Source organism: Streptomyces uncialis, assembly GCF_036250755.1.
Lineage (GTDB): Bacteria > Actinomycetota > Actinomycetes > Streptomycetales > Streptomycetaceae > Streptomyces > Streptomyces uncialis.
This window is the reverse complement of sequence record NZ_CP109583.1, coordinates 4,458,304-4,470,295: the sequence shown is the minus strand read 5'-3', so window position 1 is coordinate 4,470,295 and position 11,992 is coordinate 4,458,304. Positions and strand designations below refer to the sequence as shown.

The window sequence follows — 11,992 nt, the reverse complement described above, 5'->3', positions numbered from 1 at the left end:
GCGCCGATGACCGCGCGCCCGACCCTCGCGGTCGTGGGGGCGACCGGGGTCGTCGGCTCGGTCATGCTCCAGATCCTGTCCCAGCACGCGGACATCTGGGGCGAGATCCGCCTGATCGCCTCCCCGCGCTCGGCCGGCCGCAAGCTGGCCGTGCGCGGGGAGGAGGTCGAGGTCGTGGCGCTCACCGAGGAGGCGTTCGACGGGGTCGACATCGCGATGTTCGACACCCCCGACGACATCGCCGCGCGGTGGGCGCCCATCGCCGCGTCCAAGGGCGTGGTCGTCGTGGACAACTCCGCGGCGTTCCGGATGGACCCGGACGTCCCGCTGGTGGTCCCCGAGGTCAACCCGCACGCGGCACGGGTACGCCCGCGGGGCATCGTCGCCAACCCGAACTGCACGACGCTGTCGATGATCGTCGCGATCGGGGCGCTGCACGCGGAGTTCGGACTGCGGGAACTGATCGTCTCCGCGTTCCAGGCGGCGAGCGGCGCGGGCCGCGCCGGGGTCGACACGCTGCGCGCGCAGATCGCGATGGTCGCCGGTACGGAGCTGGGCACGGCGCCCGGCGACATCCGGCGCGCGGTCGGTGACCGTACGGGACCGTTCCCCGAGCCCGTCGCCCTGAATCTCGTGCCGTGGGCAGGTGAGGTACGGGAGGAGGGCTGGTCCTCGGAGGAGATGAAGGTCCGGGACGAGTCCCGCAAGATCCTCGGTCTGCCGGACCTCAAGGTCACGGCGACATGCATCCGGGTGCCGGTGGTCACGACGCATTCGGCGACGGTGCACGCGAGGTTCCAGGACGAGGTCACCGTGGACCGGGCCCGCGAGATCCTCGCGACGGCGCCGGGTGTGGTCCTCTTCGACGATCCCGGGTCCGGGGAGTTCCCCACGCCCGCGGACGTGGTCGGGACCGATCCCACCTGGGTGGGCCGGGTCCGGCGCAATCTCGACGATCCCGCCGCGCTCGAACTCTTCGTCTGCGGGGACAACCTCCGCAAGGGCGCCGCGCTGAACGCGACGCAGCTGGCCGAGCTGATCGCCGCGGACCGCCTACGCGGCTGAGCGTCGCCGCCCCCTTCCCCCCGGCTTCCCCCGCCCGGGGCCGCCTTCGCCCGCGCCCCGAGCTTTCCCGTGCCGGGCGCACTTGTCCCGTGCGGGTCGTTCGTGGGTGCGCAGTTCCCCGCGCCCCTGGATGCTGCCCCCTTGCGGTAGCTCTTCGGCTGCGGGCCGGCCCTCGTCTTTTGCGCAGTTCCCCGCGCCCCTGAAGGGGCACCCCTCTCCTCGCGCAGCCGCTCGGCTGCCGAAGGGGGTGGGCGGGAATCTCTGCCCGCAGACTCCGATGCTCTTCAGCAGGGCAAGGGGGACGTCCGACCGAGCGCGTTGGAGCGAGGACGGAGAATCCCGACCGGCCCCGCCCCGAAGAACAAACAGAACGCGCCCCAAAGGGGCGCGAGGAACCGCGCGAAGACGAGGGCGACCCGCACCCGACGAACAGACCCGAAGTGGCAGCACCCAGGGGCGCGAGGAACCGCGCACCCACCGAGCGACGGCACAGGAACGAAGTACGCCCGGCCCCGGGCACCCAGGGGCGCGAGGAACCGCGCACCCACGAACGGCCCGCACGGGAACAAGCACGCCCGGCACAAGAAACCCAGGGGCGCGGGGAACTGCGCACCCGACGAGCGACGGCACAGGAACGAAGTCCGCCCAGCCCCGACTACCCAGGGGCGCGAGGAACTGCGCAAACCACCGAGCGACGGCACAGGAACGAAGTACGCCCACCCCCGACTACCCAGGGGCGCGAGGAACTGCGCACCCCACGAGCGACGGCACAGGAACGAAGTCCGCCCACCCCCGACTACCCAGGGGCGCGGGGAACTGCGCACCCGACGAGCGACGGCACAGGAACGAAGTCCGCCCACCCCCGACTACCCAGGGGCGCGAGGAACCGCGCGAAACCCACGAACGACAGCACTGGAACGAGCACGCCCAGCCCCGAGTACTCAGGGGCGCGAGGAACCGCGCAAACCACCGGGCGACGGCACAGGGACAAGCGCGCCCAGCCGCGCAAACCACCGAACGACGGCACAGGAACAAGTGCGCCCAGCCCCGAGTACCCAGGGGCGCGAGGAACCGCGCACCCACCGAACGACGGCACAGGAACGAGTCCGCCCAGCCCCGAGTACCCAGGGGCGCGAGGAACCGCGCAAACCACCGGGCGACGGCACAGGGACAAGCGCGCCCAGCCGGACAGACCTCGGAAGCGCAAGCGAAGGCGACCCGCAGGGGAACTGCGCAACCACCAAGCGCCCCGCACGGGGCCACGTGCGCTCACCCCGAAAGACCTCAGAAGCGCAAGCGAAGGCGACCCGTAAAGAATCTCTGCTGGCCAAGGGCCGTTTCGTTTGTAGGATCTCCGTAAGTCCCACCAGCCTCGCCCGGCGTCCAAGACCCACCACCGCGGTGTGCAACCAAGCACACCGCGGCCCGCGTCTTCGCGTACGCCCTCGCGGGCATGCGGGACCGACCAGGGGGCGCGGGGGCGCGGACAAATCGGGGTAGAGGGAAGAGCTGGTACGCATGTGGGCAGATGACGCCATGTCAGACAGAACGCCCGGAAACACTGTGACACCCGTCGCGTACAACCCTCACGGGGGGATGTGTGTCCAACTGGCGTGGCAGAGGTACTCGATTTCTCAGCGGTCCAGGCACGGGGCACCGTCCTGCGTCCGCCCAGGCGTCCGCGCGCGGTCGCCGCGCCCGGCGGCATGCCGGTGATCGCCCCCGTGCCCGCGACGCGACCCACCCAGGTGACACCCCAGCGAAAAGGGGCGGAGGACGTCAAGGCCGAGGGCACCACGGTCGACCACCTCACCGAGACGTACCGCGCCCACTACCGATCCCTGCTCGGCCTGGCCGCGCTCCTCCTCGACGACACCGCCTCCTGCGAGGACGTCGTCCAGGAGGCGTTCATCCGCGTCCACTCCGCGCGCAAGCGCGTCCGTGAGCCGGAGAAGACGCTCGCGTACCTGCGGCAGACGGTGGTGAACCTCTCCAGGTCCGCCCTGCGCCGCCGCATACTCGGCCTCAAGCTGCTCTCGAAGCCGATGCCGGACATGGCGAGCGCGGAGGAGGGCGCGTACGACCTGCTGGAGCGTGACGCCCTGATCCAGGCGATGAAGGGGCTCCAGCGCCGCCAGCGCGAGGTGCTCGTCCTGCGGTACTTCGCGGACATGACCGAGGTCCAGGTCGCCGAGACGCTGGGGGTCTCCCTGGGCTCGGTGAAGGCGTACGGCTCCCGTGGCATAGCCGCGCTGCGCGTCACCATGGGGGCCAAGAAATGAGCGGCGACCGACCACACGAACAGGACGGCCCATCGGCCGACGAGGGCGACGGGGAGCCCCGGGACCGGACCGAAGAAGAGCGAAACGCTGGGAACGCAACTGTGAACGAGAGCCCCTCGGGGCCGCACGGCACCGAACCGATCGACGCCCTCAAGAAGCTTCTGAGCGGCGCGGACGGCGGTACCGGCGACCCGACCCCCACCCGGGGCGACCACGCCACCGACAAGGGCACCCCCCACGTCAACGGCGTCCCCCACTCCGACAAGCACTCCGCGGCGACCGGCTCACCCACCGGTTCCGCGTCCACCCCGCCCGGCCGCCCCAACACCCCGGCCGTACGGCTCGACACCGACGAGGACGACGAGGACGGACTGGAGCTGCGCGGACTGCTGCACCAGGCCGTCCAGGACCTGGAGCCCTCCGACGGCACCCTGGACCACCTCCGCCGGGCGGTCCCCGCGCGCCGGGCCCGCAAGCGGCAGGCGCTCGTGGGCGCGGCCGCCGCGGCCCTCCTCATCGGGACGGCCGTCCCGGCGCTCGTCCGCGTCGCGAACAACCCGGGCAGCACCGAGACCCAGGTGTCGCACGTCGGGCACGGCAAGCAGACCCGCGGCACCAGCAGCGAGGCCCCCAGCACCGAACAGCGCGAGGGCAGGCCGAGCAAGGGCCCGCGCAAGCCGTCCGGCAGCGCGAGCAGCCCCGGCAAGGGCGGCGGGCCGGGCGAGAAGGACAAGCCCGCGGAACGGACGACCGGCGGTACGGACACCGGTCCGGGCAGCGGCACGCCCGGCACGGCCCCCGGCACCGGTTCGGGTCCGGGCTCCGGCACCTCCAACGCCACCTCACCGAGCTGCGGCCCCACCGACCTGGGCAGCGCCGTCGCGAACGTCGGTGACCCCGGCCCCGACGGCAAGGTCTACGGCACGTTCACGGTCGCCAATGTCTCCTCCGCCGACTGCACGGTCGACGGCGGCGGCAGCGTCGACGCCGCCGGGCAGGGCGCGGCGGACTCCACCAGGCTCGCCGCCCTCACCCACACCGACGGTGACGCGGCGACGGGCCTGCCGTCCCCGGCCTCGGTGCCGTCGCAGATCATCCTCGAACCCGGCTCGTCGTACGAGGTGCGGTTCGCCTGGGTGCCGTCCGAGGAGTGCCCGACGGACGGCGGCGGCAACACGACCGGTCCGTCCCCCGACCCCACCCCGTCGGAAGGGGCGAGCTCCGGCACGGGCGGCACCGCGGAGACGAGCGGTGGCGGTGCCGCGTCGCCGCAGCTCGGCGGCCAGGAGGGCCTGCCGCAGGACGGCAGTGTCAGCGTCTCGCACACGGCGGAGCCCGGTTCCCCGTCCACCACCGCGACGATCCCCGACGCGTGCGCGGGGACGGTCTACTACACGGGCGCGCTGCCCGCGTCCTGATCCGCGGTCCGCGACGCGGGTTCCGGGTGGCGCGGGCCGCCCGGACCCGCCGCGACGGCGGCGGCCGGAGCGACGGCAGGAGCGGTCGCGGTCGCGGCGGAGTCCTCGGGGATGCCGAGGGCGGCGTCCCGCAGCGCCTCCGTCTCCCGGCGCAGCAGCCGGAACCACATGAAGACCACGAACCCGGCGAAGACGAACCACTCGCCGGTGTACCCGAGGTTCTGGAACGCCTTCAGGTCCAGCCCGGTGTTCTGCGGTGCCGCCGCCGGGACGGGCGTCATCCCGCCGTCCGCGTGGTCGAGGGTCACCCACGCGTTGTGGAGGTCGTGCGGTACGAGGTTCACCAGCGTCGCCGCGCTGATCATCCCGAGCTGACCGGCCGGCAGTCCGCCCGCGGTCCGCGCGCCGTCGCTGCCGGGGCTCTCGGACGCCTGGAGCGCGCCCGTCACGGTGACCTCGCCGTCCGGCGCGGCGGGCACCTCGGTACGGCCCGGCTCGCCGGGCAGCCAGCCGCGGACCACGGGCAGGGCCGGGCCGTCGTCGGTGCGCAGCAGGTTCAGCACATAGAAGCCGCGCTCGCCGTCCAGCTTCCGTTCGGGGACGAGGAACTGCTCGGCGTACCGGCCCGTGGCCTCGGCCCGCTTGCCGGAGGTGTCCTTGGTGACGGGCAGCAGCTCGGCGAGCGGGCGGGCCTCGGAGGCCCGGGCGGCGGCGGACTGCCCGGGGGCCGCCCGGTGGTCCTCGACCCGGTCCTCGAAGCGGCCGAGCTGCCAGGACCCCATGAAGACGCAGAAGGGGATGGCCAGCACGACGAAGATGTTGATGCCCCACCAACGGGGCGTCAGCAGAAACCGGTACACGCCGACCACGGTACGGGTGCCCACCGGGCGGTCGCGCGGTGGGGTCGTCCCATACGGGCGTGTCGGCCGGCGGGTGCCGGGCCGGTCACCCCGGGAGATGCCCCTGGGCGAAGGCGAGCTCCAGGGAGACCTGCTTGACCCGCTCGTCCACGACGAGGGAGCCGTGTCCCGCGTCGTAGCGGTACACCTCGTGGACGGCGTCCCGGGCGGCGAGCCGGTCCACATAGTTCTCCACCTGCCGGATCGGGCAGCGCGGGTCGTTGACCCCGGCGGAGACGTACACGGGCGCCTTGACCGCGTCGACGTAGGTGAGCGGCGACGACGCGGCGAACCGTTCCGGCACCTCCTCGGGGGTGCCGCCCAGCAGGGTGCGGTCCATCGCCTTGAGCGCCTCCATCTCGTCGTGGTAGGCGGTGACGTAGTCCGCGACGGGCACCGCCGCGATCCCGACGGCCCAGGCGTCCGGCTGGGTGCCGAGCCCGAGCAGGGTCAGATAGCCGCCCCAGGAGCCGCCGGTGAGGACCAGCCGGTCGGGGTCGGCGAGCCCGGACGTGACGGCCCACTCCCGTACCGCCGCGATGTCCTCCAGCTCGATCAGCCCGACCCGCCGCTTCAGCGCGTCGGTCCACTCCCGGCCGTATCCGGTGGACCCCCGGTAGTTCACCCGGACCACCGCGAACCCGTGGTCGACCCAGGCGGCGGGCCCGGCCGCGAACGCGTCGCTGTCGTGCCAGGTCGGCCCGCCGTGGATGTCGAAGACGGTCGGCAGCGGACCGGTGGCCCCGGCGGGCTTCTGCACCAGCGCGTGGATACGGCCGCCGGGGCCGTCCACCCACACGTCCTCGACGGGTACGGACGCGGGCGCGGCGAGGCCCGGCGGGTCGAGGACGACCCCACCGGACGTCGAGCGCACCACCGGCGGCTCGGCGGCCGACGACCACAGGTACTCGACGCTGCCGTCCGGCCGCGCGGTCGCCCCCGACACCGATCCGCGCGGCGTCTCGATCCGCTCCAGCGACCCGGACACGAAGTCGTAGCGCCACATGTCGCTGCGCGCCTCGAAGCTGTGCACGACGAGCAGCGCGGAACCGTCCGGGTACCACTCGGCGGACACGTCACCCGGCAGGTCCAGCGCCAGGTCGCGCTCCTCGCCCGAGGACACGTCCCACACCATCGGCTCCCAGCGCCCGCGCCGCTGATGCCCGACGAGCAGCCGGGTGTCCCCGTCCACGGGCGCGAACCCGAGGACCTCCAGGCCCAGCTCCTCGGTGCCGCCCGAGGTGTCGTCCAGCTCGGCGACGGTCGTCCCGTCGGGCCGGATCACCCGCAGCGCGGAGTGCATCGCGTCGCCGTGCTCGGTGTGCTCGACGGCGATCAGCGATCCGTCGTGGGAGAGGTCCCCGACGCCCGCGGACTCCCGGTGCCGGTACACCTCGACGGGCGCCGCGTCCCCGCGCACCACATGGATGGTCGAGCCCCCCTCGTCGGTCGACCGCCCCACGACCACGGGCCCGCCGCCCCGGCCGATCGCGAGCCCCGCCGGATAGGACGCGTCGAGCCCCGGCACGGCCGGCTCGTCCACCTCGGGCCGGGTGCCCGGGTACCCGGCGAACGGCTGCCGCCGCCAGATCCCGAACTCGTCCCCGTCCTTGTCGTCGAACCACCAGATCCACTCGCCGTCCGGCGACAGCGCCCCGTCGGTGGTGCCGTTCGCCCGCTCGGTCACCTTGCGCTGCGCGCCGGAGTCCCGGTCCCACGCGTACAGCTCGTACGTCCCGGTCGCGTTCGACACGAACAGCGCCCGCTGCGGAGCGTCGTCGGCCCACCCCGGCAACGACACCCGCGCCGCCCGGAACCGCTTCTCCCAGTCGGCCATCGAAACACCCGCACCCACGACCCCACCACTCTCACTCATCCCCCCATACTGCCCGCCCCCACCCTCCTCCCGCCCCACCCCCGTCCCCCTGTGGACAACCCACCCCCACCCACCACCCGAAGGCGCCCGGCGGTCCGGGGGCGAGGAGGAGCGGGCTACGCCTTCCGGGACACCCCGCCCGGCAGGCGGACCACCGCCGTGCCGTTGTCCAGGTCGACGCGGGTGTGGTTCGGCGGGGCGCCGTCCTCCTCGTCGTCTCGCATGACGAGGGCCGACTGGCGTTCCTTGAGTTCGTTCTGTTTGCCGGGGGAGAAGGCTCCGTGGAGCTGTTCGAAGCCGGTCGCGGAGACCTGGCCCGCGCGGCCTCCGTTGCGCCAGGGGAGCACCCCGGCGCGGCCCGCGTGCAGGAGGATCTGGTCGACGATCGCTATCAGGGTCAGCAGGATGACCAGACCCGGCAGGGTGGCGAAGAAGACGAATTCCATACAGTCAGTGTGCGGGAACTCCGTTCGGGGCGGGGCGGGTTCGCTCACGGGGTGGCGGGGCGGGCGGGCCAGTCCAGCAGCCGTGCGCCGATCACCGCCGTCTGGAGGGTGTAGCGCTGCACCGGGTCGGCCGGATCGGCGCCGGTCAGCCGGTGGACCCGGGCCAGCCGGTACGTCAGCGCGCGGACGCTCAGCGACAGCCGGCGGGCCGCCTCCGCGGTGACGCAGCCCGAGTCGAAGTACACGGTCAGGGTCCGCAGCAGGGGTTGTGCCCCGCCCCGCGCCTGCTCCAGCGGGCCCAGGGTGTGGTGCACCAGCTCCGCCATCGCCTGCCGGTCCCGGGTCAGCACCGGGAACACCAGCAGGTCCGCCGCGCGCAGCACCGGTCCCTCAAGGCCGAGCCGTTCCCCGAGGTCGAGGGCGTTCAACGCCTCCTCGTAGGAGTGGACGACCCCGCCGACGCCCGGCTGGGGACGCCCCACCGCGACCCGGGAGCCCCCGGTCGCGGCGTACGCCTGCTTCGCGAAGTAGGTGAGGACGTCGTGCTGGTCGCCGGGCGCGACGCACACCAGCAGTCCGTCCTTGGTGGTGAGCAGGGTGCCGCGGTCCCCGAAACGGGCGATCAGCGCCTGCTCGACCTGCCGGGGTACGGCGTCCCCCTCGGCGTACCCGGTGGGGCCCGCCGCGACGGCGACGGCGTGCGCGGAGGAGAACCGCAGGCCGAAACGTTCCGCCCGGGCCGCGAGCCGGCCCACGTCGCTGCGTCCGTACAGCAGGTCGTCGATGAACTCGCGCCGGGCGGCCTCCTCCTGCCGTACGGCGACCCGCTGCGCGCGCTCGAAGCCCTCGGCGACCGCGTCCACGGCCTGCTCGACGGCGGCGAGGACGCGGTCCAGGGAACCGGTCGGCGCCCCGGCGCGGGGCAGGGGCCACCGCTCGCGGGTGACGGCGAGATGCGCGGCGATCAGCGGCCGGAGGCGGAAGCCCGCCTCCGCGGCCTGTTCCCCGAGCGCGCGCCGTTCCTGGAGTTCGTCCCGGGTCAGCCGCCGGCCGGTCGTGGCCACGTCGTTCAGCGCGCGGATGTATCCGTCGAGGCCGAGCACCGCGGCGGGGATGTCCCCGCCCGGGGCGCCCATGGCCCCGGTGCCGCCCGTGGCGTGCGTCGTGTCCGTCATCGGCCTCCCCCGTTCCTGATGAACCGATACGCGATTCTCACGTACCGGTGCACCTGGCACGAAAGTGGCCGGGCAGCGCGAAGGGGCCGACCGGCACGACGGTCGGCCCCTTCGGGCGGCGATCAGACGGCGATCAGCTGTTGCCGGCGCCGTTGCCCGAGAGGATCGGGATGTCGTCGAGGATGTGCGACAGCGGCTCGTCGCCCTTGACCTGCGAGGAGTTCTCCGTGCACTGCTGGTTCTGCGGGGAGGACAGGACGTTGACGTCCTGGACCGTGATCGGGATGAGCCCGATCAGGGAGCCCGCGTTGACCTTGGCCGGCAGACCGACACACGGCTTGTTGAGCGAGCCCTGGATGAGCGCGAACTGCGGGCTCATGTCCCCGTGCGTCGCGGAGTTGCCGTACGCCTGAGCGGCGCCGTTGCCGTTCACGGTGGTGACGCCGGCGTCGTCGCCGATCGCCATGGCGGGGGCGGCGGCAGCCGAAACTCCGGCGACGGAGGCGGCGACAGCCGCGGCTGCCCACAGCTTCTTCATGGTTTCTTCCCTTTCGCAAGCGGACTCCTGGGGACGGAGCCAGCAGGATGATCAACTGCGTGTTCGACCCGGGGGTTGCGGGTGATGACCCGATTGGCGCAGCGCTCGGGCGCAGTGGGGGCGCAGCCCATGTCAGGGACGCCCATCCACGCGTTGCACCGGACATGGGCGACACATCAGGTGGCTGGAAAAGGCAGGGGATCATCCCGGTGAGCCGGCGGGCCCCCGAGCGCATCGGCCGGGGGGACACCCCTTCGGGGAACCTCCCGACGGGCCGTGGTCCCCAGGCGCACCCTCCGTCGGGCCGGGTGCCACCGGGGCGGCTGCCGGGCGGGCGGGCGGCACCCGGGGCGGCGCCGGTCCGGCCGGTCGGGCCGGTGGGCGGCCCGAGGTACGGGATGTCGCGGGCCCCTGGTGGTTCCGAACCGCTCTACACGGGCCTCGCGGAGGCCTGGCGCCGGGAGGGCCGTACGGTGCCGGGTTTTCCCGACCCGGAGTGGGAGTCGGTGGTGCGGCGGGAGATCTGGCCCCGGTGAGCGCGAACCGCGCACGGGCGCTGGTGGCGGCGGTGGTGGCGGTGGTGGCGGTGGCGGTGGTGGTGGTGGTGGCGCGGTACGGGGGACCGGTGGACGGGCCCCGGGCGCCTCCGGGGCATACGGCTGCCCCGCCCGGCGCAGGCGCGTTCCCTGGGGCGCGGCGCGGTCGGCGGGTACGCGCGGGGGGCGGACCGCGGTGGTGCGGACCGCGGTGGTGCGGATCGCGGTGGCGCGGTGCCGTGGCGGTGCGGGGGTCCACCGGCGGGTCTGCCGGTGGTGTCCGGAAGTGGTGTCCGGCAGTGGGTTCACCGGCAGTGCCCGGCAGTGGTGCCCGGCGGTCGTGGCGTCACGGGGCGCGGTGACACGGAACGGGCCGCCGTGAAGCCACGGCGGCCCGTTCGTGACGGCGCCCGGCCGGGGCGCCGAGGGGTCGTGCGGTGATCAGCTGTTGCCGGCGCCGTTGCCCGAGAGCACGGGGATGTTGTTGAGCAGGTGCGACAGCGGCTCGTCGCCCTTGACCTGCGAGGAGTTCTCCGTGCACTGCTGGTTCTGCGGGGAGGACAGGACGTTGATGTCCTGCACGGTGATCGGGATGAGGCCGATCAGGGAGCCCGCGTTGACCTTGGCCGGCAGGCCGACACAGGGCTTGTTCAGGGAGCCCTGGACGAGCGCGAACTGCGGGCTCATGTCGCCGTGGGTGGCGGAGTTGCCGTATGCCTGGGCGGCGCCGTTGCCGTTGACGGTGGTGACGCCACCGTCGTTGCCGATCGCCATCGCGGGGGCGGCGGCGGCAGCGGAGGCTCCGATGACGGAGGCGGAGATGGCAGCGGCGGCCATGACCTTCTTGATCACGAGGTGTTCCTTTCGTGCTTCACGTGGTTCTGCGGGGTGCTCTTCCATCGCCGGTCCTGTGGCGCTCTGCCCGTCCCGGAGCGTTCTGCCCAACTACCCCCGCAGGTCTTGGTTGCTGCCGTTCACTCCGATGGGCTAAGCAGAATCGATGACGGGGGCGCCCGTGGCGGTGGTCGCGCCCCTGTCGAGCCTCGCGGGCCGGTTGGGGCGCCGGTGCAGATGAAGAAACGCCAGCCGTGTCACCGTGTCCCGCCGGGGCCCCGCGGTCCCGGCCGTCCGCCCGCCCGCACCGGACTCGGGGTCCGACACCAGCTCCGCGTCGTCGGCGGCGATCCGCCAGGACAGCCGCCCCACGGCGGTGTCGACATGGACGGTCCGGCGGCCCGCCGGATCGGGGGCGCTGACGCACCCGGCGTGCAGCCGTGACACGTACGCGATGAGCGCGGCCCGTTCCTTGTGCAGCTCGTCCAGTTCCCCGTGGACGGTCGCGAGCCGGTCCACGAGCCGCAGCTCGCGCTCGGACCACACGCGCTCGGTCCGCGCGGCGCGCGTGGCGCGCTGACGGCGCGCCGGTCGCTCGGTACGCGCGGTGGCCGCCGGGTCCTCCCCGTGGTCGCCGCGGGCCCGGGGGGTCCGCCGTTCGCCGCTGCCGCCGGACTTGCCGTTCTTGGTGATCACGCGCTTCACAGAATCCTTTCAGCGCCGGTGCGGAACGGATTTCCCCCCGGGTGCACGGGCGGAATTCCGACGGTTCCGCCGGGCTTCGACAGGTACGGCGCCCCGAACAGAACCGGCCGAAAGGATAATCAGACGCCCATCGACCGGAGGAGATGACGCGCTGATCCCCGCATTCCGTCGTCAACCTGCCGCACCGGCCCCGGAAGCCCGATCCGTTGCGCCGCACG

Annotated in this window: 11 protein-coding genes; 4 read left to right on the top strand and 7 right to left on the bottom strand. The window is 73.4% G+C overall.

Features of this window, described 5'->3' with window-relative positions; translation table 11 throughout:
* Nucleotides 1-6 precede the first annotated feature (6 nt).
* From OG711_RS18455 to OG711_RS18445, 3 genes are all read left to right on the top strand, one after another.
* Nucleotides 7-1,065: an aspartate-semialdehyde dehydrogenase gene (locus tag OG711_RS18455; protein WP_073783158.1), complete on the top strand. Its 1,059-nt coding sequence runs from the start codon at nt 7-9 to the stop codon at nt 1,063-1,065.
* 1,613 nt (nt 1,066-2,678) lie between these two features.
* Nucleotides 2,679-3,347, top strand: coding sequence for a SigE family RNA polymerase sigma factor (locus tag OG711_RS18450; protein ID WP_073783161.1), 669 nt, complete (start codon nt 2,679-2,681; stop codon nt 3,345-3,347).
* Nucleotides 3,348-3,448: 101 nt separating this feature from the next.
* Entirely contained in the window at nt 3,449-4,765 is a 1,317-nt protein-coding gene (locus OG711_RS18445; RefSeq protein ID WP_329559801.1) for a hypothetical protein, read from the top strand.
* Here the strand turns inward: OG711_RS18445 and OG711_RS18440 are convergent.
* The 5 genes from OG711_RS18440 to OG711_RS18420 form a co-directional block, all read right to left on the bottom strand.
* Entirely contained in the window at nt 4,738-5,625 is an 888-nt protein-coding gene (locus tag OG711_RS18440; protein WP_266509551.1) for an SURF1 family protein, read from the bottom strand. The two genes, OG711_RS18445 and OG711_RS18440, sit on opposite strands and share 28 nt — an antisense overlap.
* Nucleotides 5,626-5,710: 85 nt before the next feature.
* Nucleotides 5,711-7,540 carry a S9 family peptidase gene (locus OG711_RS18435; RefSeq protein ID WP_329559800.1) on the bottom strand — a complete coding sequence of 610 codons (1,830 nt, stop codon included), beginning with the start codon at nt 7,538-7,540 and terminating at the stop codon, nt 5,711-5,713.
* A 116-nt stretch (nt 7,541-7,656) separates the two neighbouring features.
* Nucleotides 7,657-7,986, bottom strand: coding sequence for a DUF6191 domain-containing protein (locus tag OG711_RS18430; RefSeq protein ID WP_073783167.1), 330 nt, complete (start codon nt 7,984-7,986; stop codon nt 7,657-7,659).
* Between the two features lie 44 nt (nt 7,987-8,030).
* A complete protein-coding gene (locus OG711_RS18425; RefSeq protein WP_073785297.1) occupies nt 8,031-9,122 on the bottom strand; it encodes a PucR family transcriptional regulator in 1,092 nt (363 codons plus the stop codon).
* Nucleotides 9,123-9,294: 172 nt separating this feature from the next.
* Nucleotides 9,295-9,699, bottom strand: a complete 405-nt coding sequence (locus OG711_RS18420) for a rodlin (RefSeq protein WP_073783169.1) — start codon at nt 9,697-9,699, stop codon at nt 9,295-9,297.
* A gap of 398 nt (nt 9,700-10,097) precedes the next feature.
* On the opposite strand from OG711_RS18420, the gene OG711_RS18415 reads away from it, so the two are divergent.
* Entirely contained in the window at nt 10,098-10,235 is a 138-nt protein-coding gene (locus OG711_RS18415) for a hypothetical protein (RefSeq protein ID WP_178390928.1), read from the top strand.
* Nucleotides 10,236-10,676: 441 nt separating this feature from the next.
* Here OG711_RS18415 and OG711_RS18410 read toward each other — a convergent pair whose 3' ends face one another.
* Together OG711_RS18410 and OG711_RS18405 are read right to left on the bottom strand one after the other, a co-directional pair.
* Nucleotides 10,677-11,087 carry a rodlin gene (locus tag OG711_RS18410; RefSeq protein ID WP_073783171.1) on the bottom strand — a complete coding sequence of 137 codons (411 nt, stop codon included), beginning with the start codon at nt 11,085-11,087 and terminating at the stop codon, nt 10,677-10,679.
* A gap of 135 nt (nt 11,088-11,222) precedes the next feature.
* Nucleotides 11,223-11,765, bottom strand: a complete 543-nt coding sequence (locus OG711_RS18405) for a hypothetical protein (protein WP_202535641.1) — start codon at nt 11,763-11,765, stop codon at nt 11,223-11,225.
* Nucleotides 11,766-11,992 lie beyond the last annotated feature (227 nt).